Raw genomic sequence first — 22,865 nt, forward strand, 5'->3', positions numbered from 1 at the left:
GAAGTACGTGTAGTGGCCATGATAGCGGATATCGTTTTGTTTTGCCCCGCTCTCATTGTGGATTTTGCCACTGGGGCCATTTACAAACCAAAGTAATTAGGTTATAAGGAAGACATTCTGAGTCCTGGTTCGGGTAATTGGAAAGGACATTTACCCTTCCGGGTTGCAGCGGTCCGGGAATTTACTTTCCGGCTTCTCTTGCTTTCCTGGCAATGGCTTCAAATACGGCTTTGCCTTTTTCCAAAAGGCCCAGGACTTCCTGTTTTTGTTCCTCCGTATCGTAGAGCCCCTTATTGCGCACCCAGCTTTCCAGCGTTTCGGTGATTTCAATAAAACGCAGGGCCGGTCCGGACATGCCTGCGGGCCTGCCTTTAAAGGATATGAACACCGGGTTGGAGTGGGCGCCCGAAGTGCGTATGGCCAGCCATCCGGAATCTTCAACGGTCAGCGGCATGTCCAGGTTTTGACCCGTGTGGATCACCTTCCCGTTAAAAATCACTTCCACCGGCAGGTCGCCTTCCGGGGACATGGCCTGTGCCTTAACCCGGAGTACGGTCTTTTTCCCTCTCGCAGGAATTTCAGACCCCGCCAATTGGCCGTTCACCTCAAAAAACAACATGGGCCCTTTGGTGATGAAACTGCGCCCGGCTTGCAGTCCTTCCCGCCAGTTTTCCAGGGAAAAAGGTTTTCCCTGCAGGTTCACATATACCCGGGGCGTATCCTTGATGTCCCAGTCCGGGCCTGCCGTGGCCATGACGCGAAAACCGCAATTCAGCAGGTCGTACCACACCTGTTGCTGCCCGCCGTTACCGTAGATTTCTGCCAGTTGAATTTTGCCCAGGGCCACATCTACCGGCATCTCGAACCCGGTGGAGGGCCAGGGGGTTTTAACCGTTTCGCCTTTGGTGATATAATTCCCGAAGTGGGCGCCAATGGTGGTCCCCCCCTGTTCCAGTGCCTCTTCCAGTACCAGTGCATTGGGCGGGTAGTCCGGGCCGCCCAGCTCTCCCAGCGCCCCGGAGCTGATGGGCTGCATCAGGTAATCCAGCCCCAGGAAAATCAAATGTCCGTAAGGGTTGCTCCGGTATTCCTGGTCGTAAGACACCAGGTGCTCTGGGGTACTGAAGGCTTTCCGCAGCCCCATGGGATATTCGTTGGCGTAAATGGCATGGGTGTCCCATTCCCCCTTCAGGGTTAAAATAAAGGAGGCATGCAGGTCTTCGCCCTGGGTAATCAACGGCCAGAAGCGGGAAAACATCGTAGGGATGCCGCCGTCGGTGGTATGGATATGGGTCTGCCCGGAATACCATCCCAGTGAGGGCATGTTGATCCAGCGTTCCAGCCGGGCATTTACGATTCCGTTTTCCGGGATGTCTATCTTGAGGGGTTTGTACTCAAAGCCGTGGTATATGGTTGCCGTTTTGCCCTTTGGGGCTACCCCAAGGCGGGCCTGGTCCTGCACGTAGAAATAAGGCCCCGGTTGAAAACCCCATAGCGTAGTCTGCCACCCTTTGGTACGGTTTACTGCATAGGCCGGCCCTTTTAAGGGGTTCCAGTAGCGGCGGCCCAGGCTGTCCCGAACCTCCACTCGTGCGGCCAGGTTTTTCCCGCTATGGGCATCCCGGATGTGAAACTGTATGGCTTGTTCAAATTCGGGGAGGAGGTCGTTTTCCAGGTGGTCGTAAGCCGACAGGGAAACCGGTTCAATGGTTTTGCCGGGAAACACGCGTACGGGGGCAGCGGTCATGGGGAGTGCCTGTAACCCAAGATGTGCACGGGCTTCCATCCCGCTTTCGGTTTGTGCCAGGAGATGGGCCTCTGAAAGCCCCTCCCGCAAGGGGTGCAACACCACAAAGGTGTAGCGGAAAGCATCCGGGTTTAGGGGCACGTCCTTTTTCCAAAACAGGATATCGTCGCTGTAGGTAGAAGAAAGGCGGATGGTTTGGGGGGCGGATGAAGCATTGGTGATTTTGACCAGCACCACCCGGGAATGTGCTACCTCTACCTTAAAAAGGGGATCTTCCCAAAGGACCTGCAGTTGCTTCCCGGCCACCTGTAACCGAAGTACCGGCTGTTCCTGCTCCAGCTTTGTAAAGTAGGCCCTGCAGGCGGCCAGCAGGTCCTTTTGCAGGGCGCGGGCCACCCGGACTTGTTCCAGTACCTCCCCGGAATCCGAAGGCAGGTTTTCGGCATCGGTCAATTCCCGGATCTTCCAGGACGCCTCCCGCAGTTCCTGCCATTTCCCGAAGAGGGCCACGGCTTGCGGGTCCGTATGCCGCATGAGTTGTATGGCCATCAGGTAGTCGTTGATCTCTTCCAGGTGGGGATCGGTATGGCCCTTATGGGCAAAAAGGCTCAGGCAGCACAAAAGGGCTGCACAGTTAAGAAGGGTTTTGATCAGGACGTGTTTCATGGATGGGGGTTGTTGGCTGCCCGGGTATTCCATGGGGGTAGGTTGGCGGAACCGTCCGGGCAGGGATTCCTTAAAGATAGGGCAAAGTGGGCTTAGGATGTGTTGGAATGCCGGCCATTGATCATTCCTGATGGGTAGGCCTGTAGGGTGTAAGGGAATATCCAGTAGCTCTGAACTCCTCAAGGGATTTCTTCAGTTTTTCACTGATTACGTAAGACCAATCCACATCTCTTATTTGGTAAAAATCATATTCGGGAAACGTCTTTTTAAATACAATTTTCTTGGGATGAAGTTTTCGTCCAAATGCCAACCCATCTTTTAATTTCAATAGTTGCTGCCTGGATTCAACAGGAATCTCTTCCTTGGTTTGTGCAATTTCAGATAACCTTACCATATCTGATAATCTATAAATAAAGCAGGAGCTTTTTGTAGTATCAAGGTGATCCCAGAAGTCATCGACAATAATGTGGAAAATATAGTAGGAGAGCGGTTTCTTCTTGTGCCACACTTCGATGGGATAAAATCGGTGTGGCGGTAATTTGTGTTGGCTCAGGATTACCTTTAAATCTTCATCTACAATATGCTCAAAGTTGGTTCCAACCGAATGGATGAAATTTGTTGGATTGGCCCGATCATCTATGTCTATCTGATAATAAATGGGCGTGTCTGCGAAATGATGAATATTTAATTTATGAATCGAATTCGGTAAAGCCATATTGTATCCCGCATGGAAATTTGTTTGCGGGTAAAAACCAATTTCTTTAAGCTCCGTAGAATTCAAAATAGCAAAATACTTCACCGAGAATCATTTATGAACCTAAAATAATACGGTTCGGACAAAAAAGTGCCTTCCTATTTCGCGAGGATAAGGAGATTGCCTGAAACCCTGTTTCCAGATACTTTTGAGGGTTCTTAATAGTGTCTTTTGAATTCCAGGAGATACCCTGAAGTGTGCCCCGCACTACTTCAGGGGTCCCCCGCCTGAAAATGCCAAAACCCTGCCATCGCTTTCAGGAGATGGTTTTCAACTTTTTTACCTCCAGGAGATACCCTGAAGTGTGCTCCGCACTACTTAAGGGTGTTCCTTTGGTCCCCCGCCTGAAAATGCCAAAACCCTGCCTCCGCCGCCGGCGGAGGCGGTTTTTTGTTTCCCGCGTCCTTACGAAAGCAAGCTTTCGACGTCCGCAGAAAACAAAAAACCCGCTCCTGTTGGAGCGGGTTTTGGCGCTTTAAGTGGTACCTCCAGGAATCGAACCAGGGACACACGGATTTTCAGTCCGTTGCTCTACCAACTGAGCTAAGGTACCAGAGTATATGTCATAACATCCGGGTTTTTAACGTTTGAAAGACCAGGGACACAAGCCCCGATAGTGATCGGGATTCAGTCCGTTGCTCTACCTCCCGATAGCTATCGGGAGCGCTAAGGTACCAGGATGTCAAACCGTTCGGGAAGTCCTTGAGACCGCGCATTCCGAACAGGCGGGTGCAAATATAATTTCTAATTTAAGAAGAACCAACAAAATCCTGAAAAAAGCGGGAGGTCTGCCCAAAATGGCCGATCTTTAGGGTATGAATCTCGTGATTGACGCAGGCAATACCCAAATAAAATTGGGGGTCTTCCAGGGCAGCAGGCTGGTTGCCTCCAAAAGCTGTCTGGTGGAGGCGTTTCCCCAGGAATTGAAGGCAGCCTTCGAAAACTACCCGGGAATCGGGCATGCCATCCTGGCCTCGGTAGGCCCGCCGGACAAGACCATGACAGACCTGGTTAAGGTGTTCTGCCCGGTACACGTGGTTTCGCCCCTTACCCGAACGCCCTACCGGAATACCTATGCCACCACCCAGACCCTGGGGGCGGACCGCATGGCCCTGGCCAGCGCGGCCTTTTTCCGTTTCCCCAAAACCAATACCCTGGTAATCGATGCCGGCAGTTGCATTACCTATGATTTTTTGAACGATTTTGGCGAGTACCTGGGCGGGGCCATTTCCCCCGGCCTTCGGATGCGTTACCGGGCCCTGAATGCCTTTACCGCCCGCCTGCCCCTGCTGGAGCCGGGAGAACCCCCGGAACTGATCGGCAATGCCACCGAGACCAGTATGCACATTGGCGTGGTATATGGGCTTTCTGCGGAAATAGACGGCATGATAGACCGTTATAAAACACGCTATCCAACTTTAACAGTGATTTTAACAGGGGGGGATGCGCTATTTTTGTCTAAGCGGTTAAAAAATACCATATTTGCCCATTCTAATTTTCTCCTGGAGGGCTTAAATCAGCTGCTGGAATACAACAAAAGTTAGATGGTCAAACGACTCCTGTTCGCAATCCTTATCCTTGCGGGCTTTTCATTACAGGCACAAAACGGAACGGTTTCCCCCTATTCCGCTTTCGGAATTGGCGACCTGCGCTCCGTGCGTTCGGTCGAAAACCAGATGATGGGCGGCCTGGGGATGTATACAGACAGCATCCACCTGCACCTGAGCAACCCGGCAGCCCTGGGAAAACTCGGGGTAACCACGTATGCCGCCGGGGCATCCCACCGCGAACTGCGCCTGGAGACCTTTAGCGACAAGCAGAATTCCTCGGTAACCAACCTGGATTACCTGGCCCTCGCGCTTCCGCTTAAAATCCAGAAAGCCGGCCTGGCTTTCGGGCTTAAGCCTTTTAGCTCCGTTGGGTATAACCTTACCAATACCGGCATCGGTGCCGGGGGGGCTGAAGTCAGTACCACCTATTCGGGTGAAGGCGGAGTGAACCAGGTTTTCATCAGCCTGGGCTTTGAAGTGCTGCCGCGCGTTCATATCGGGGCTACGGTAAACCACTTTTTCGGCCGCCTGGAATACGGCCGCAGCCAGATTACGGACGGGGTGGCCTACGGGACACTGGACCAGCGGATTTCCGACATCCGGGGCTACGATTTCAATTACGCCCTCACCTATACGCCCATGGTGAGCAGTAAGCACACCTTATTTACTTCCTTGCGGATCCGCACCCAGAGCAACCTGACTTCCGAAAACCAGCAGACCATCTCCACTTTTGTCCCGCTTACCGGCGTCGACATTTTTGTCCGGGACATCAACCTCGATGAGGACCTGCTCCGATTTACCGAAATCAAGATCCCCACCACCTTTACCCTGGGCCTGGGCTTTGGGGAAGACAAACACTGGTTCCTGGGCGCCGAATACAGCCTGCAGCAATTCTCCGATTTCCAGAACCGTTTCCTGGAACTGGACGGGGCGCGGTACGAAGACGTGGCCAGCTATGCGGTCGGGGGGTATTATATCCCGGATTATACGGCCATCGACTCCTATTTCCGCAGGGTGGCATACCGGGCCGGAATGCGGGTGGAGCCGTCCGGATTTGTGGTCAACGACAAGTCGCTTACCGACTTTGGCATAACATTTGGAATGGGTTTACCGCTGGGAGGCGATTTTTCCAACCTCAACCTGGGGTTTGAGCTGGGAAGACGCGGTACCACAATGAATAGCCTGGTACGCGAAAGCTATTTCAATCTGAGTTTGGGCTTGTCTTTCAACTCCAGGTGGTTCCAGAAAAGGACCATAAATTGATAAAATTATTGTATTTTACACCCCCTCAAAATAAATGAAACCGATGAAAAAGGAACTTTACACCATGCTGATTGCGCTTTTTGGGGTACTGGGTATAGCCTTCGGACAAGCACAGAATCCGGAGTGCATGACCAACCTTTCCATTTACGCGGAGCATATCAAGGTTAAGAATTTCGATGCGGCCTATGAACCCTGGAAAATGGTTTACGAGAGCTGCCCGGGCATTAACAAGGCTAACTTCTCCTATGGGGAAAAGATCCTGGACTACAAGATCGAAAACTCCAGTGGTGCCGAGAAAGAAGGTTACATCAAGGACCTGCTCGCCCTGTACGACAAAAGCATGGAATACTTTCCCAAGAACTATTCCAAGGCCGGTGTAGCCAGTGACAAAGCCTCCCTGTTGTACGATAACAAGAAAGCTACTGACGGGGAATTGTACGATATGCTGTCTAAGGCCTTTGCCGAAGACCGCGCCAATTTCGACAACCCCAAGGCCCTTTACCTCTATTTCTCCAGCCTGGTGGACCTGCACAAGGCCGGCAAGAAGGAACTGCAGGAGGTCTTTGACGTATATGACGACGTTACCGAAAAGATTGAGGAGGAAAACGACAAAATCCTGACCCGTATTGAAATCCTGCTGCCCAAGGAGGAAGCCGGAACGCTTACCTCTAAGGAGAAGCGCCAGCTGAAGTCTTATAACAGCTATTCCGAAAATTATGGGAAAATCTCCGGCAGCATCGATTCCAAACTCGGTGCCCTGGCAGACTGCGACAACCTGATTCCCCTCTACCAGAAGAGTTATGAGGAAAAGAAAGGGGACATCACCTGGGTGAAGCGCGCCGTAGGCCGGATGTTCTCCAAGGAATGCACGGACGATCCGCTGTTCCGCAAACTGTTCGAGGCCCAGCTGGCCCTGGAACCTTCGGCCAGTGCCTACCTTTACGGGGGAACCCTGAAAGCTAAGGATGGCGACAATAAAGGTGCCATTGCAGATTTCGACAAGGCAGCCGAACTGGAAACCGACGCCCGCAAGAAATCCGATATCCTGTATAAGGCGGCTACCATTGCCCGCAAGTTCAGCAAATCCCAGGCGCGCAGCTACGCCCAGAAGGCGATCAATGCGTATGGTTCCAACGGGAAGGCCTATTTGCTGATTGCTAACCTGTACGCCTCCAGCGCCAACGACTGTGGCAGCACGCCCTTCGAAAAGCGGGCGGTGTACTGGAAAGCGGCCGAAATGGCCCGCCAGGCCGGTCGTGTTGACCCCTCCCTGAGTGGTCGCGCCGGGCAGGCAGCAGCCAGCTACAACGCCAAGGCGCCCTCCAAAACGGACATCTTCCAGTCCGGGATGGCCGGGAAAACCCTGTCCTTCCCCTGCTGGATTGGCGGAAGCGTGACGGTGCCCAACCTGTAACAGGATGCAACGCCCATATCAAAGATTGTTTTTGAACATTGCCATGGTCTTCGCCATGGCAATGTCCTTTTTGGGCTGCGAGGACCAGTACAAACGCGTGGGGGAGGAAAAAGCAGACCCTGTTTATCCCCAGGGCGTGGCCCAGGATTATGTACTGCGGTATACCGAGACCGTTAAAGCGCTCAATACCCAGGACAGCAGCGACACCCGGCTGATTGCCGTGCTGCGCAGCCCGGTAAGCGAAGACTACACCAACCTGCGCTTCAAGTACCGCACCTTCCCGAAAGGGCTGGAGGTAAAGCACTACGATGAGCAGGGGCGGGTAAGTACTATTGTTGCGGATTCTGCCATTATTTACGACCAGACCAACCTGGTAGACCTGCGGGGCAATGTGGTGATGGAAACCTTCGACGGCAAACGCCTGGAAGCCGAACAACTGTATTGGGACCGCAGATCCGAATGGATTTTTACCGAGTCCCGCTTTACCCTGTCCAACCCGGAGGAAGGGACCGTGCTCAACGGACGCGGGATGGATTTTAACCGGGATTTTACCTATTTTAATGCCCACAAAACCGGCGGGGAAATGCTGGTTAAAGAAGACTAAACCCATGATCCGAATCCTGAAATACACCGAATACGTATACCTGGCCATAGCCCTGATCTCCCTTTTTGAAATCAGCCGTTTCTGGGATACCAACCGGGACCGCGCCTTCCTCTTTATCTTTTTTGCAGCGGTGTCCCTGGGGATGTTTTTCTTCCGGCGTAATTACCGCAGGCGGTTCGAAAAGCACAAGGACTCTAATAAATCCTAGGCAAGCCCCCGGCCATGACCCTTACCATCATCCTGATCTCCCTGTTGTGCTCCGCGTTTTTCTCGGGGATGGAGATCGCCTTTGTCTCGGCCAACCGCATCCATATCGAAATTGAAAAAAAACAGGAGGGCTTCCTGGCGGTGATCCTATCCCGGCTTACGGCCAAGCCTTCCAAGTTTATCACCACCATGCTGCTGGGCAACAACATAGCCCTGGTGGTATATGCCTACTATATGGGCGCATGGCTTATGGAATGGTTCCAGGGCCTGTTGCCTTCGCCCTACCCGGTGGTGCAGGCCATGCTTACGGACTTTAGCCTGCTAACCCAGACCCTGATCTCTACCCTGGTGATTCTGATGACGGCCGAGTTTTTGCCCAAGGTGTTGTTCCAGATTTACTCCAACACCCTGCTTAAGGCCCTGGCCGTACCGGCTTATATTTTCTACCAGCTTTTCTGGCTGGTGAGCGAGGGGGTCATGTGGATATCGGACCGCATCCTTAAGGTGTTTTTCAAAACCGAAGGGGATACCGTGCAGCTCTCCTTTACCAAACTGGAATTGGGCGACTACATTACCGAGCAGATGGAAACCGTGGAAAAGGAAGACCAGGTAGACTCCGAAATCCAGATTTTCCAGAACGCCCTGGAGTTTTCCGAGGTAAAAGCCCGGGAGGTGATGGTACCCCGCACGGAGATCACGGCCGTGGAACTGCACGAAACCCCGAAAAACCTCACCAAACTCTTCACGGAAACGGGCTTTTCCAAGATTCTGGTGTACAAGGAGAATATCGATAACCTGATTGGTTACGTCCACTCTTACGAACTCTTCAAGAAGCCCAAGACCATCAAAAGCATCCTGCTCCCGGTGGAGTTTGTGCCCGAAACCATGCTGATCCAGAACATCCTGAATGCCCTGACCAAGAAGCGTAAAAGTATGGCGGTGGTGTTGGACGAATACGGGGGCACCTCCGGCATTCTTACCGTGGAGGATATCATCGAAGAGCTTTTCGGGGAGATTGAGGACGAACACGACAGCACCGACCTTTTTGAAGAGCAGCATTCCGAGACCCGGTTTACCTTTTCGGCCCGCCTGGAAGTGGATTACCTGAACGAGCAGTACCGCCTGGAACTGCCCGAAAGCGACGAATACGGCACCCTGGGCGGGATGATCCTGAACGAAACCGGAGACATCCCCAAGCAGGAGGCCGAAATCCGCATCGGGCGATTCCTGCTGCGCGTGTTGGAAGCCTCCAGCACCAAGATTGACCTGGTCTCCCTGGAGGTCCTTGAAAACGATTGATCCCGGGCGGTTTTTCCCTTTTATTATTGAGGAGAAAATGGTATTTTCGCCCACTGATTTAAAGAAGACCCAGCATGGCTATTTTAGAGAAAATACGGAAGCGGACCACCGTTTTGATCCTCATTATCGGGATGGCGCTTTTTGCCTTTGTAATTTCCGGTATTTTTACCGGTAACGGGGGGATGGGCCTCGGCAAAATCGGCTCCTCGGTAGGGGAGGTGAACGGCGAGACCATTTCCATCGATCAGTTCCGCCAGGAAATGGAGGCGGTGGAAGGCCGTTTTGGCCCCCAGACCACTTCTACGCAGATTGTGAATTCCGTCTGGGACCAGATGGTGCGCAAGACGCTGCTGGGGCAGGAATTCGATCGCCTGGGCATCGATATCGGGACCGACCAGATCATGGACCTGATCCGCACCAACCCGAGCTTTACCCAGAACCCCCAGTTCCAGGACCAGAACGGGAATTTTGACGAAGATGCCTTCCGCAACTTCATCACCGACCTGAGTGTAAACCAGCCGGACCAGTACCAGGCCTGGTTGCAGAGCGAGGCCGCCCTGATCCAGGCTTCCATGGAGCAGACCTATTTTGACCTGGTTCGCGCCGGGGTAGGCGCCACCCTGAAAGAAGGGGAGCTGGATTACCACATGGCCAACGACAAGGTAGACATCCGCTATGTACGGGTACCCTACACCAGCATTGCGGACAGCACCATCAACATCTCCAAGTCCGACATTGAAAAGTATATGAAGGCGCACGAAGAGGAATATCAGCAGGCCCCGGGCCGGGATATCCGCTATGTGTACTTCGAGGAAAAGGCTTCCGAAGCCGACCAGGCGGCCATCCGGGAATCCCTGGTTACCCTGCTGGAAGACCGGGAGGAATACCGTCAGGACCTGGATTCCACCGTTACGGTTTACGGCTTTAGCCACACCCCGGATATGGCGGCTTTCCTGGACCTGAATTCCGATACCAAATACGACACCCTTTTTAAATCCCGCAATGATCTGCCCGCTGTAGTGGCAGACACCCTGATGGGGATGGAAACAGGGGAGATTTACGGTCCCTACCGCGATGGGGAATACTTCAAGATTTCCCGAATCATGGACCGCAAAGACAACGGCTCCGTAAAAGCAAGCCACATCCTGGTGGCCTACCAGGGTGCCATGCGCGCCAACCCTGCTGTAACCCGCACCCAGGAAGAAGCTGAAGCCCGCGCCCGGGAACTGCTGGCCGAAGCCCGCGGGGATGGAGCGGTTTTTGCCCAGCTGGCCCGCGACAACTCCGACGGCCCCTCCGCCCAGAACGGCGGAGACCTGGGGTATTTCCAGGAAGGGGTGATGACCGCCAAGTTTAACGACTTTGCCTTCCAGAACCCCACCGGAACCATTGGTCTGGTGGAAACGGAATTTGGCTACCACATCGTGAAGATCGACGACAAGCAGGACATCATCCGCGTGGCTACGCTCAGCCGGATGGTAGAGCCTTCCGAAGAGACCATCAACGCCACCTTTACTGAGGCTACCTCCTTTGAGATGGCCGTAAGTGAAGCCCCCACCTCCTATGGCAGCAAAGCCGAGGAAATGGGGTATAGCGTGCGTCCGGTGAACAAGCTGCAGGCCATGGACGAGAACCTGCCGGGCCTGGGTGCCCAGCGCCGGGTAGTGCAGTGGGCATTTAACCCGGAAACCGAAACCGGGGATGTGCGCCGCTTTGACCTGGCCGGGGGTTATGCGGTAGTACAGCTTACTGCCAAGTACCGCGAAGGCCTGATGAGTGTGGAGGACGCCTCTGCCCAAATCCTGCCCAAGCTGCGCCGCGAGCGTAAAGCCGGGCAGATCATGGCAGCCAACCAGGGCAAAAGCCTGGAGGATATCGCCAGCGCCAACAATGTGACCATTGCCAGTGCCTCCGCTCTTAACGCCAAAACCCCCACCATTGCAGGTGCCGGTCGTGAGCCCATGGTAGTGGGTACTGCCGTATCATTAGGCGAAGGAGATACTTCCGGCCTGATCCAGGGCGAGACCGGAGTGTTCAAACTGCAGGTAACCGCCAAGCAAGCCGCTCCGGCCCTCGAAAATTACGCTCCCTACGCAGGCACCCTGACCCGTAGCATCGCACCCCGTGTGAACACATCGGTATACGATGCCTTAAAGGAAAAGGCGGAAATCGAAGACGAGCGCGCAACCTATTTCTAGGCGCTACAAAAACCCATCATCACAAAAACCCGCATGCCATGCATGCGGGTTTTTGCATTTAAGGCAGGACCATGCTGTTGTATGGGATCTGGGTGGTGTATCCTTTGGAGGCAAAGTATTCCCGGGCCTGGGTTCCACCGGCGCAGAGGATGAAATCCCCGCCCCAGGCCCCCAGGCTTTTCAGGCTGCCGTCAAAGTCCGGGAATCGTTGCGCCTGTATGGTAGGCATACCCAACGTTTGCGAGATCAGGGCTTCGTGGGCTTCCATGGCTTCCCGGAATTCCCCAAGGGTAGCCGCCCCGGCCATTTTTCGAGTAAGGGCTGAAATTCCTTCCAGGCCGTCCGGATCCATGCCCCCGGCTTCCCGGTACCGCCGGATCCCTTCCCGGCTGTCTTGTTTTTCGTTGAGGTAGATAAAGGAAAGGGCCTCTGCAAATACTGGGGCAAAGGGAGCAGCTGTAACATTGGGGTTGCCCTGATTGTCCCGCTGGTAAAAGATAGGCCCCGTTGCCGTGGCACAGGCCAGGTCGTACCCGCTGCCGCCCAGAGTGGCTTCCAGCAGGGCATAAGGGTTTGCCCCGGCCCAGGCGGCCAGGTTGGCGATCAGCGTAGAGGAGGAACCCAGCCCCCAGGCCTGCGGGAATTCCAGGCCGGTTACGACCTGTATGCCCAGGCAGGTTTCCCGGAATGCGGGTTGCAGGGCCATGGCGGTTTGCAGCAGCCGAAGCAGCCTGTCCGCTGCCCCGGCGGGAAAGGGCCCAGCCCCAACAGGGGCTTCCAGCTGTTCCCGGGTAAAAGTGGCTTGCAGCCACGGTTGCCCGTGCACGTCCAGGCTGGTCCAGCTCAGCCCCGGGATGTGGGTTGGGGATACTTCCAGCCATTGCCCCTGCCGGGTGGGTACGGCCAGGGCCAGCGCCCCGTCCAGGACCGCGTATTCCCCGGAGAGCAGCAATTTGCCGTGGCTGTAGAAGCGTTTTTTCATGGTTGCCGGCGCAGGGCCTTAAGCTGGGTAACCACCTCGTTATGGGTTACGGTATGCGTTTTGAAATATTCCACCATGGCTTCCTTTTCGGCCGGGGTGGCCCCCATCTGGTTCAGGATATTGAGCAGGTGCATCTTCATATGCCCGCGTTGTATGCCCACGGTGACCAGGGATCGGATGGCTGCAAAATTCTGGGCCAGGCCGGCCACGGCCACCACCTCCATCAGTTCCCGGGCAGAGGGTTGCCCCAGGATCTCCAGGCCCAGCCGGACCAGCGGGTGCAGGCTGGTAAGCCCCCCTACGGTGCCCAGGGCCAGGGGCACTTCAATCCAGAAGCAGAACTCCCCATCGGTAAGGCTTGCCCCGGTTAAACTCCGGTAGCGGCCGTCCCGGGCGGCATAGGCATGCACCCCGGCCTCCACAGCCCGGAAATCATTCCCGGTGGCAATCACCACCGCGTCTATCCCGTTCATGATGCCCTTGTTGTGGGTCACGGCCCGAAAGGGTTCGCAATTGGCAATTTCTACAGCCTGTACCAGGCGTTCGGCTACGGCTTCCCCGGAGAGGCCGGCTTCAGGTTCCAGGTCCGAGGCCGGGCAGCGCACCTCTGCGCGCACCACGCATTCAGGGGTGTAGTTCGAGAGGATGCTCATGAGGACTTCCACAGGTTTTTCCTCCCCTTTGAACCCCTCGTATGCAGCAGCCTCCCGGAGCAGGGTAGTGGAAAACTGTTCCAGGCAGGAGTTGATGAAATTCGCGCCCATGGCATCGCGGGTGTCAAACCGGCAATGCAGCTGGTAATACCCGGGCAGGTCGGCGGTTTTGTCCCGCAATTCGAGGCCCAGGATGCCGCCCCCGCGTTTTTCCATATTCCCGGTTATGGGGGCGGCATCCTGCAGCAGGATGGGCCGCAGGTATTCCATAAAAGCCTGCAGGGTTTCGGCCTCCCCACTGTAGGTAAAATGGACCTGCCCAATTTTTTCGATCCCCAGGACCCGGGCGTGGAAGCCCCCCCTTTCCATCCAGTATTTGGCGGCTTTGCTGGCCGCAGCTACTACGGAGCTTTCCTCTATGGCCATGGGGATGGCGTAGAGTTTGCCGTTGATCAGGAAATTCGGGGCCACCCCCAGGGGGAGGTAGAAGTTGCTGATCGTATTCTCTATGAATTCGTCGTGCAGTTGCTGCAGCTGGGCATCCGAATGCCAATACTGGCGCAGAACAGCCTCGGTTTGCTCGGGATGGGCCGTGTAGTTTTCAGCAATCCAGCGGATTTTCTCTTCCTTGGAGCGTTTGGAAAAGCCTGCTACGGGTTGGATCATATCCGGAGGTTTTTGGGTTCCAAAGATACGCATTCGCCCCGGCACGCAGCAGGGGGGTGCCAAAGGTGTCCGGGCGGGTCATAAATTCGGTCCGGAGCTCCGATTTCTGGCAATATTTTCATAAACTTGGGGGTTTTTAATCCCTTTTTTGCGAATTCATGAACCTGAGAGCCCCGCTGTTTGCAATCTTCTTCCTGACCCTTTCCGTTTTACCTGCCCAAAAACAAATCACCCTGGAGGAGATCTGGGGGGGTGCCTTCAGTACCGAAGGCTTACAGGTATTACGCTCCATGAATGACGGACAATACTATACGGTCCTGGAAATGGACCGGGGTGCGCGCCGCAGTTCCATCGTGAAATACGAATACCGGACCCAGCAACCCGTGGGCACCCTGGTGGCCACCGACGCGGGCAAGGGTATCCCCTTTTTTACCTCCTACGCCTTTAGTGCGGACGAATCCCGCGTAATTCTGGCCACCGACGTGACCCCTGTGTATCGCCGTTCCCGCCTGGGGGTGTATTACGTGTACGACCTGGGCAGCGGGGAACTGGTGCAGATTGCCTCCGAAGCTATTCAGGAACCCACCCTTTCGCCGGACGGCAGCCAGGTGGCCTATGTGTTTCAGAACAACCTCTATGTAAAGAACCTGGCCTCCGGGGCCGTTTCCCAGATCACCCAAGACGGACAGGCCAACGCCATCATCAACGGGGTAACGGACTGGGTTTATGAAGAGGAATTTGCCTTTGTGCGGGCTTTTGCCTGGAATGCCACCGGCACCAGGATTGCCTTCCTGCGTTTTGACGAGCGGGAAGTGCCGGAGTTTTCCATGGACGTATACGGCAGTGGGCTTTATCCCTTCCCCTATGTGTTCAAGTACCCAAAAGCCGGGGAAGCCAATGCCAGCGTAAGCCTCCATATGCACGACCTGCAGGCCGGCACCACCCGCCCGGTAGACCTGGGCAACCCCTATTACATTCCCCGTATCCAGTGGATGCAGGACGCAAACCACCTGAGCGTACAAACCCTGAACCGCCACCAGAACCGCCTGCAATTGCTGCAGGTGGATGCCGGCAGTTTGGAAACCACCCTTTTGCTGGAGGAAACGGATGCCGCCTATGTGGATGTTACCGACAACCTGACCTTCCTGCCCGGCGACCGCTTTATCTGGACCAGCGAAAAGGACGGATATAACCACATTTACCTCCATGCCGCGGACGGCTCCCTGGAGCGCCAGCTTACCAGCGGCCCCTGGGAAGTAACAGCCTACTACGGTTTCGATGCGAAGCGCAAGCGGATTTATTACCAATCTGCCGAACAGGGTTCCACCCTCAGGGATGTATACAGCGTGGGGGTTAGCGGCAAAGGCAAACGCCGCCTCACAGAGGGTGCCGGTACCCACCGGGCCGCCTTCAGCACGGATTTCTCCTACTTTATCGACACCTACAGCAGCGTGGATACGCCCCCGGTCTATACCCTGCACCGGGCATCGGACGGGAAGGCCGTTAAGGAACTCAAAAACAACCAGGCCCTGCTGGACAAACTGGCCGGGTACCAAATATCTCCCAAGGAATTCAGCACCCTGCGGGTGAACGGGAATGACCTGAACATGTATATGATCAAGCCGGCGGATTTTGACCCGGCCAAGGAATATCCCCTGCTGATGTTTCAGTACAGCGGGCCAGGCTCTCAACAGGTAGCCAACAGCTGGTTTGGCAGCAACGATTACTGGCACCAGATGCTGGCTTCGGAAGGCTATATCATTGCCTGCGTGGACGGCCGGGGAACGGGCCTGAAGGGTCGGGATTTTAAGAAAGTAACCCAGCTGGAGCTGGGCAAGTACGAGGTGGAAGACCAGATAGAGGCGGCCCGCATCCTGAGCGAACGCCCCTATATTGACGCCTCCCGCACCGGGATCTGGGGCTGGAGCTACGGGGGCTTTATGTCTTCGAACTGTATCCTGAAGGGCAATGAGGTCTTTGAGGTAGCCATTGCCGTGGCCCCGGTAACCAGCTGGCGGTTCTACGATACCATCTATACCGAGCGCTATATGCATACGCCCCAGGAAAACCCGGAGGGGTACGACCAGAACTCCCCCCTCTTCTTCGCAGACCAGCTGAAAGGGAGCTACCTGCTGGTGCACGGTTCTGCAGACGACAATGTGCACGTGCAGAACACCATGCGCATGGTGGAGGCCCTGGTGCAGGCCAACCGGCCCTTTGAGTGGGCCATTTACCCGGACAAAAACCACGGGATTTACGGGGGGAATACCCGCTTGCACCTCTATAACAAAATGACCGACTTTATCCGCAAAAACCTTTAAGCAAAACCAGACTATATATGGATACGCAAACCGAAATCACCGAAGAACAACAATTACTGGGGCACCCCAAGGGCCTGTTCTACCTCTTTTTTGCCGAGCTGTGGGAGCGGTTCAGTTTTTATGGGATGCGCGCCCTTTTGACCCTTTACATGGTCAATGTCATTTTTGAAAAACTTGTGGAACGGGATTATGCGGCAGCCGCGGTATATTCCAGTTACGGGTCTTTGGTTTATGCCTCCACGGTGGTGGGCGGGCGGATTTCGGATACCATCCTGGGGATGCGCCGATCCATTTTGCTGGGTGGGATTCTGATGGCCCTGGGCCATTTTGTGCTGGCCATTGAGCACAATGTAACCTTTTACCTGGCCCTGGCCCTGATTGTGGTTGGGAATGGGTTCTTCAAGCCCAATATCTCCACTTTTGTAGGGTCCCTGTATAAGGATGGGGATCCGCGAAAGGATTCGGGCTTTGTGATCTTCTACATGGGGATCAACATCGGGGCCTTTGTTTCTCCCTTGCTCTGCGGCTGGCTCGGCAGGGAGTATGGCTGGCATTACGGTTTTGGGCTGGCAGGCATCGGGATGCTTACCGGATTGCTCTTTTTCTGGAGTGGGATTAAAAAGAATGTGTTCGGAAACCGGGGCATGGCGCCCAGTGAGGGGGTTTTGAACAAGAAACTGATCGGGCTGCCCCAGCGTTCCATGGTACCCATCCTGGCTTTCTTGGCAGCACCCATCATTGCCGTGCTGCTTTCGTCCTATCAGCCCCTGGGTTCCGAGGCCAGTTTCCTGGGCGACCAAAATATTGTAAACATCATTTTTAAGGCCATCGGCGTTTTTATCCTGGGGTATCTGGGTTATATCATGTATAAGGCCACCCTGGACGAACGTAAAAAGCTGTTCATGGCCGTGCTGATCACGTTGTTTATGACCATCTTCTGGGGCTTCCACGAATTATCCGGCAGCGTGATCACCCTGTTTGCAGACCGCAACGTGAACCTGCAGTGGATAGATGCCGCCCAGTCCAATGCCATAAACCCGGTGTTTATCATTCTCCTCTCCATACCCATTTCCCTGCTGTTCACCTGGCTGGCCAAGCACAACCGGAACCCGAGAACCCCTTATAAATTTGGTTTGGGGCTGGCTTTTGCAGGGATCAGCTTTTATATCCTTGCCCTTAGCGGCGGCAGTGCGGATGAAAACGGGATGGTACCCTTTTCCTATCTGCTGCTTATGTATTTCCTGCTTTCGGTTGGGGAGTTGTTTATGTCTCCCGTGGGGCTTTCCAAGATCACGGATCTCTCCCCCAAACGCATTGTTGCGTTTATGATGGGGGTTTGGTTTCTTTCTTCCGCCTTTGCCTTCCAGGTAGTGGGCTTTATCGGCAAGCAATTGGCCATTGAGAGCGACGACCCCAATGTGCGGGGGATGGATACCCTTGGGGTGTATACCGGAGGGTTTGAGCTTATCGCTCAGTATGCACTAGGGGCCGGGATCATTGTCCTGGTTGCTGCACCCCTGATGAAACGCCTGATGGGGAACGTACACTAGGCCAGGATTGGATATATGCCCCGTCCCGCCCGGTGTGGTGGAATGGGATATGGCGCTTGCTACAGCTTTCTTTCCAGAGGGCAACCAGGGAATGGTAGTTGCTGCCGTCTGCCACCACGCGGGCTGGCTTAAGGACTTCCAGGGCGCGTTCCATATGCATGCGGGGAGAACCGCTTAGCCACAGGATATCCGTGGGAGCGCCGTCTGCAGGGTATACCCCGGTACTATCTATACGAAGCAGCCGCTGCGGTCCTACCCTATACGCCTGACCCAGGGAAAGCATATGTGCCGGTGCCAGGCGTTCCCCCACCCGGTATGCCCGCAGTGCGGCGCCAAAATCCGCTGGGGCATCGGAATAAGCCGTAATTCCTTTTCCATCCCGAACCCACAGGGCGCTGGCCCCCGTGCGGTGCGGGATAATCCATTCGGCCCGGGAGCGTGCCTGGTAGTCTTCCATAATGGTCCTTAGAAACAACCCGGACAGCGCCAGGGCCGCCCCCAGGGCGTAGGTCGCTTTGCGGTGGCGTATCGCCTGCCCCCCCAGGTAGACCGCCAGCAGTCCCAGCCCCATGGCCGTATCGCTCCAGGCCAGGTCTGTAAGCCGGATACCCGGCACGTTTCCGATGCGGTAAAGCACACCGTGGAAGCCGCGGATCAGGAAATCGTAAGCGGTGAGCATCCATTCCTGGGCCACCCCGGAATACAAGCCGATTAGCAGCACGAACCCCCCCAGCAGGATAACCCCCATTAAAGGGGCCAGCAGCAGGTTGGTAAGCAGGAAAGCCAAGGGGAACTGGTGGAAGTAAAACAGGCTTACCGGGAATACCCCCAGCTGGGCGGAAAGGCTCAGGGCCGTCCATTGCCCTATGGGTTTGCCTGCCGGGCCCTGCCAGGGCCAGTAAGCCATGAGGGTGGGCTGGAAATGGAGGATGGCCCAGACGGCTGCAAAACTCATCTGGAACCCGGGTCGGAAAAGGGCCCCGGGATCAAACCACAACAAAAGGATGGCTGCCAGGGCCCAGAAATGCAGGCTTTGGGTGCCCCTACCGGTAAGCAGGGCCAGGGCCAGCAGGCTGAACATCACTGCCGCCCGGATAACGGAAGGGCTCATTCCAGCCAGGAGCGCATAGCCCCAGAGCAGGGCCAGGCTAATCCCTACCTGTATCCTGCGGCCTTTACGGAAAAGCCGGAAGGGACCCAGCATCAGGGCCAGCACCCCGGTAAACACCCCCACATGGAGGCCGGAAACAGCCAGCATATGAGCTGCGCCTGTATCGCGGTAGGCTTGGGTTAGCCCCTCGCTCAGGGCACTGCGCTCCCCCAGAAGCATGGCTTTTAACAGCGCAGAGGTATCCGGATGCAGGCGGGGGTGGTCCAGGCTGCCCAGCATCGCCATCCGCAAGCGCTGCAAGCGGTGGGTCCAGCCCGGGCTGCGCACCGGGTAGTGACGGATTACAGCTGAATCAGGCCGTATCCGTCCCCAAATGCCCAGGGACGCCATGTAGGCTGCATAATCAAAGCTATGCGGGTTGGAAGGGCCGGGAAAGGCCTCTGGTGTTCCCGGGAGGACCAACAGGTCTCCGGGTTGCCATATGGGATTTCCGGACTCCTTTGGGTATTCCAGCAGCACCCTGCCCCGGATGGGAGTAGCATTGCCCTGCCGTAGTACGGCCGTCCAACGGGAGGTATAGCCTCCAGGCATTGGCGCCAGAAGTTCCAGGGTAAAGGTCCGGGATGCCGGGGTCGCGGGGTGGCGGAAATGCCCGGCTTGATTAGGCGGATGTGACCGGCAGGCTATGGCAAAACCCAGGCCCGCTGCGCTTAGGATGGCAAATAGCAGGAATAGGGGGTATCCCAGGCGCCTCCCGGCCCACAGGCCCAGGCCAGCCAGCATAAGCCCCAACACCGGCCAGGGGAAGCCGGCATTGGCCGGATACCCCGTAATGTGGGCCACGCTAATCCCCAGGGCCAGCCCAAAGGCCAGCCCCATTACAGGGGTATGGGGTTGATTCATGCTACAGGATGCGGGCAGCGCTTACAAAGGCGTAATTCCAATAGCCTTCATTGAGGGAGGAGACAATAACGCCCCGGGATGTGGTGGAATGGATAAACCGGATATCCCCGCCATTCCGCACCTCGACCACCAAGCCTACATGGTTGATGTTTTTTCCTTTTTTTCGGGTGCTGAAGAAGAGGAGGTCGCCCTTGCGCAGGGTGGCCAGTTCAATGGGCCGGGCTGCAGCCGCCATCTGGCTGGACACCCGGGGCACGGGTATTTCGTGTTGCTGAAAGGAAACATACAACAGCCCGGAGCAGTCCATGCCCTTGCGGGTGGTACCTCCGTAGCGGTATTTTACCCCGGCAAAGGAAAGGGCGGTTTCCACCACGGCTTCTGCCTTGGCCAATACCTCAGGGGCATGGGGGCCGCCGCGTGGGGCCTCGGGCCCTGCATGGGTTTCGGGGGTTCCCGCAGCCACGTGTACGGCGGAGGCACGGGCCTGGCGCGCCCGTTTGCGCGCACTGCCACAGCTGGCCAGTAAAACCCCCAGCAGGAGGAAGGTGAAAAGTCGCCTCATACGGTAGTAACGGAATCCGTTCCACTAAATTATATAAATCCCGGAAATCGGCAGGGAACCACCCCTGCCCGCAGGTAAGCGAAACTAGGCCCGGGAACTGAAATCGACAATCAGGCTGGCGGCTTTACGGCTGGCACCCGGCCCGCCCAGGCGCGTCTTCAGCTCGGCATAGGCCTCCTGTTGTGCGCTGCGGCCTTCCGGCGAAAGGATACGGTCCAATTCGGCCTTCAGGGTACCCGGACGCAGGTCGTCCTGTATGAGTTCCCGAACCACTTCCCGGTCCATGATCAGGTTCACCAGGGAGATATACTTCAATCGGATAAGCCGCCGCGCGATCTGGTAGGATAGCCAGTTTCCCTTGTAACATACCACCTGCGGGACATCCAGCAGGGCGGTTTCCAGGGTAGCGGTGCCGCTGGTTACCAGGGCCGCGGTGGCGTGCTGCAACAGGGGATAGGTCCAGTCCATCAGCAGGGTTACCCCGGTGCCCTCCAGGTAGGGGGCGTATTCGGCTTCGCCCAGGTTGGGGGCCCCGGCTATGGCAAATTGGTACCCGGGGTATTCCGGGATCACCTGTAGCATCACCTCCAGGATTTTCCGGATTTCCTGCTTCCGGCTGCCGGGCAGTAAGGCAATGATGGGTTTGTCCGGGTCCAGGCCATGGCGGGCCCGAAAGGCTTTCGGCTCCGGCTCCGGCAGGCCCTGCATGGCGTCTATGAGGGGGTGGCCCACAAAATGTACCGGCACCCCGTGCCGCTTGTAAAAAGGCAGTTCAAAGGGCAGGATAGCGTAGATGGCATCCAGGTCGCGTTTCATACGCGCCACCCGGCCCTCCCGGGATGCCCAAACCTGGGGGGCAATATAGTAGTGGGTGCGGACCCCTTTTTTCCGGGCCCAGCTGGCGATTCGCAAATTAAACCCCGAAAAGTCGATGAAAATAAGGGCATCCGGCTTAAAGGCCTCAATGTCTGCCTTGCAGAAGGAGAGGTTGCGGAAAATATCCGGCAGGTGGGCTAGCACTTCCAGAAAGCCCATAAAGGACATGTCCTTATAATGGCGCACCAGGGTGCCTCCGGCCTGTTCCATCCGGTCTCCGCCCCAACAGCGCACCTGCGCCTGTGGGTCTTCTGCCCGCAGGGCACGGATGAGGTTGGAGCCGTGCAGGTCCCCCGAGGCTTCTCCGGCTATGATATAATACTTCACCTTTAGAATATCTTGTAATAGAGGATCAGCAGGGCGGTGAGTACGGTGGCCATCAGCACCCCCCTTGCCCGGTAATCGCGCCGCAGTCGCAGAAAGCCAAAGAAGGCCACCAGGTTCAGGATGGCGCCCAGGGCCAGGAGGCTGCCCACATGGTTTTCCTGTACGGCGGCCTGGTAGGTTTCCACAATCCCCATATCGGAGAACAGCAGGATGTATAACAACACGCCCAGGGTGTTGGCAATAATACCGACAGCAAAGCCAATGCCGATTTCTTTTTTATGATTCATGGAGCTTCCAGGTGTTGAGTTGTGGGATAACGTGGTGGGCCGTCAGGTCGAACTGGGTGGGTACCACGGAAACGTAACCCTGGTCCAGGGCCCACTGGTCTGTGTCTTCCCCGTGGTCCAGCAACTGGAAATCCCCGGTAAGCCAGTAGTAGTCCTTTCCGTTGGGGCTGGTGCGCTTGTCGAAGCGCTCCTTCCAGTTGGCCCGCGCCTGCCGGCAAATTTTTATGCCTTTGGGAGCCGCACCTTCGGTTTTGGGGATGTTTACGTTAAGCACCACCCCTTCAGGCATCCCGTGGCGCAGGGCCTGAGCGGCAATTTGTTGTACCGCTTCCCTGCAGGGCCCGAAGTCTGCATCCCAGGCATAGTCGCAAAGGGAGAACCCTATGGCGGGGATCCCCTCGATGCCGGCTTCGATGGCAGCGCTCATGGTGCCCGAATAAATAACGTTGATGGAGCTGTTGGAGCCGTGGTTAATCCCACTTACACACAAATCCGGCTTCCGCGTCAGGATTTCCTGCAGCCCCAGTTTCACGCAGTCTGCCGGGGTGCCGCTGCAGCTGTACTCTTCCGGGGCCCCGTGTTCGCGGTCAATCTCCACCTTTTTGGAATACAGAGTACTGTCCAGCGTAATGGCGTGGCCCATGCCGGATTGGGGGCTGTCCGGAGCCACCACGACCACGTCTCCCAGGGCCCTCATATACCGGATTAGATGGCGTAGCCCGGGGGCCGTAATTCCGTCGTCATTGGTCACTAAAATCAGGGGTTTTGCCATCGGGTATACTTTCTTGGGTAAAAATACGTTTTTCAGTAATAGGACTCCCGCGAACCGCCCTTAACAAAAAATTATACGGGGCCCGCCAAGACTGGCATGGTTTTTTCCGTATTTTAGGGAGTTCAAGAGACAAATGAGGAAAAACGGGGCGGT

General features: G+C 55.9%; 18 protein-coding genes and 1 tRNA gene. 9 read left to right on the forward strand and 10 right to left on the reverse strand.

What is annotated here, in order from left to right; all coding sequences use genetic code 11:
- Nucleotides 1-181: 181 nt before the first annotated feature.
- From OZ410_RS06020 to OZ410_RS06030, 3 genes are all read right to left on the reverse strand, one after another.
- Nucleotides 182-2,413 (reverse strand): CehA/McbA family metallohydrolase, encoded by a 2,232-nt coding sequence (locus OZ410_RS06020; RefSeq protein WP_277707020.1) that lies wholly within the window; start codon nucleotides 2,411-2,413, stop codon nucleotides 182-184.
- Between the two features lie 121 nt (nucleotides 2,414-2,534).
- Nucleotides 2,535-3,212 carry a hypothetical protein gene (locus OZ410_RS06025; protein ID WP_277707021.1) on the reverse strand — a complete coding sequence of 226 codons (678 nt, stop codon included), beginning with the start codon at nucleotides 3,210-3,212 and terminating at the stop codon, nucleotides 2,535-2,537.
- A gap of 435 nt (nucleotides 3,213-3,647) precedes the next feature.
- Nucleotides 3,648-3,720 (reverse strand) — tRNA-Phe (locus OZ410_RS06030).
- A gap of 262 nt (nucleotides 3,721-3,982) precedes the next feature.
- On the opposite strand from OZ410_RS06030, the gene OZ410_RS06035 reads away from it, so the two are divergent.
- The 7 genes from OZ410_RS06035 (at nucleotide 3,983) to OZ410_RS06065 (ending at nucleotide 11,702) form a co-directional block, all read left to right on the forward strand.
- Nucleotides 3,983-4,711, forward strand: coding sequence for a type III pantothenate kinase (locus OZ410_RS06035; RefSeq protein WP_277707022.1), 729 nt, complete (start codon nucleotides 3,983-3,985; stop codon nucleotides 4,709-4,711).
- Nucleotides 4,712-5,980: a BamG family beta-barrel-assembly machinery protein gene (gene bamG / locus OZ410_RS06040; RefSeq protein WP_277707023.1), complete on the forward strand. Its 1,269-nt coding sequence runs from the start codon at nucleotides 4,712-4,714 to the stop codon at nucleotides 5,978-5,980.
- 43 nt (nucleotides 5,981-6,023) lie between these two features.
- Entirely contained in the window at nucleotides 6,024-7,394 is a 1,371-nt protein-coding gene (locus OZ410_RS06045) for a tetratricopeptide repeat protein (RefSeq protein WP_277707024.1), read from the forward strand.
- Nucleotides 7,395-7,398: 4 nt separating this feature from the next.
- Nucleotides 7,399-7,998, forward strand: a complete 600-nt coding sequence (gene lptC, locus OZ410_RS06050; RefSeq protein WP_277707025.1) for an LPS export ABC transporter periplasmic protein LptC — start codon at nucleotides 7,399-7,401, stop codon at nucleotides 7,996-7,998.
- A gap of 4 nt (nucleotides 7,999-8,002) precedes the next feature.
- Nucleotides 8,003-8,206, forward strand: a complete 204-nt coding sequence (locus tag OZ410_RS06055) for a hypothetical protein (RefSeq protein WP_277707026.1) — start codon at nucleotides 8,003-8,005, stop codon at nucleotides 8,204-8,206.
- A 14-nt stretch (nucleotides 8,207-8,220) separates the two neighbouring features.
- Nucleotides 8,221-9,504 carry a hemolysin family protein gene (locus tag OZ410_RS06060; protein ID WP_277707027.1) on the forward strand — a complete coding sequence of 428 codons (1,284 nt, stop codon included), beginning with the start codon at nucleotides 8,221-8,223 and terminating at the stop codon, nucleotides 9,502-9,504.
- Nucleotides 9,505-9,578: 74 nt separating this feature from the next.
- A complete protein-coding gene (locus tag OZ410_RS06065) occupies nucleotides 9,579-11,702 on the forward strand; it encodes a peptidylprolyl isomerase (RefSeq protein ID WP_277707028.1) in 2,124 nt (707 codons plus the stop codon).
- 58 nt (nucleotides 11,703-11,760) lie between these two features.
- Here OZ410_RS06065 and OZ410_RS06070 read toward each other — a convergent pair whose 3' ends face one another.
- Both OZ410_RS06070 and OZ410_RS06075 read right to left on the reverse strand, forming a co-directional pair.
- Entirely contained in the window at nucleotides 11,761-12,684 is a 924-nt protein-coding gene (locus OZ410_RS06070) for a GYDIA family GHMP kinase (RefSeq protein WP_277707029.1), read from the reverse strand.
- Complete coding sequence (locus OZ410_RS06075) at nucleotides 12,681-14,003, reverse strand: hydroxymethylglutaryl-CoA reductase, degradative (RefSeq protein ID WP_277707030.1); 1,323 nt, start codon at nucleotides 14,001-14,003, stop codon at nucleotides 12,681-12,683. The genes OZ410_RS06070 and OZ410_RS06075 overlap by 4 nt, the downstream gene beginning before the upstream one ends.
- Before the next feature lie 158 nt (nucleotides 14,004-14,161).
- Between OZ410_RS06075 and OZ410_RS06080 the strand changes: the two genes are divergently transcribed.
- Both OZ410_RS06080 and OZ410_RS06085 read left to right on the forward strand, forming a co-directional pair.
- Nucleotides 14,162-16,324 (forward strand): S9 family peptidase, encoded by a 2,163-nt coding sequence (locus tag OZ410_RS06080; RefSeq protein ID WP_277707031.1) that lies wholly within the window; start codon nucleotides 14,162-14,164, stop codon nucleotides 16,322-16,324.
- 17 nt (nucleotides 16,325-16,341) lie between these two features.
- Nucleotides 16,342-17,874 (forward strand): peptide MFS transporter, encoded by a 1,533-nt coding sequence (locus OZ410_RS06085; protein WP_277707032.1) that lies wholly within the window; start codon nucleotides 16,342-16,344, stop codon nucleotides 17,872-17,874.
- Here OZ410_RS06085 and OZ410_RS06090 read toward each other — a convergent pair.
- From OZ410_RS06090 to surE, 5 genes are all read right to left on the reverse strand, one after another.
- Nucleotides 17,819-19,888: a ComEC/Rec2 family competence protein gene (locus tag OZ410_RS06090; RefSeq protein WP_277707033.1), complete on the reverse strand. Its 2,070-nt coding sequence runs from the start codon at nucleotides 19,886-19,888 to the stop codon at nucleotides 17,819-17,821. The genes OZ410_RS06085 and OZ410_RS06090 overlap by 56 nt on opposite strands.
- Before the next feature lies 1 nt (nucleotide 19,889).
- Complete coding sequence (locus OZ410_RS06095) at nucleotides 19,890-20,450, reverse strand: C40 family peptidase (RefSeq protein WP_277707034.1); 561 nt, start codon at nucleotides 20,448-20,450, stop codon at nucleotides 19,890-19,892.
- A gap of 84 nt (nucleotides 20,451-20,534) precedes the next feature.
- Complete coding sequence (gene lpxB / locus OZ410_RS06100) at nucleotides 20,535-21,653, reverse strand: lipid-A-disaccharide synthase (protein WP_277707035.1); 1,119 nt, start codon at nucleotides 21,651-21,653, stop codon at nucleotides 20,535-20,537.
- A gap of 2 nt (nucleotides 21,654-21,655) precedes the next feature.
- On the reverse strand, nucleotides 21,656-21,940 hold the full coding sequence (locus OZ410_RS06105) for a hypothetical protein (RefSeq protein ID WP_277707036.1): 285 nt from the start codon (nucleotides 21,938-21,940) through the stop codon (nucleotides 21,656-21,658).
- The gene (surE, locus tag OZ410_RS06110) at nucleotides 21,930-22,712 is read right to left on the reverse strand and encodes a 5'/3'-nucleotidase SurE (RefSeq protein WP_277707037.1); all 783 of its coding nucleotides are present in this window, start codon (nucleotides 22,710-22,712) and stop codon (nucleotides 21,930-21,932) included. Before surE ends, OZ410_RS06105 begins: the two co-directional genes overlap by 11 nt.
- Nucleotides 22,713-22,865 lie beyond the last annotated feature (153 nt).

The sequence above is a fragment of the Robiginitalea aestuariiviva genome (assembly GCF_029537735.1).
GTDB lineage: Bacteria > Bacteroidota > Bacteroidia > Flavobacteriales > Flavobacteriaceae > Robiginitalea > Robiginitalea aestuariiviva.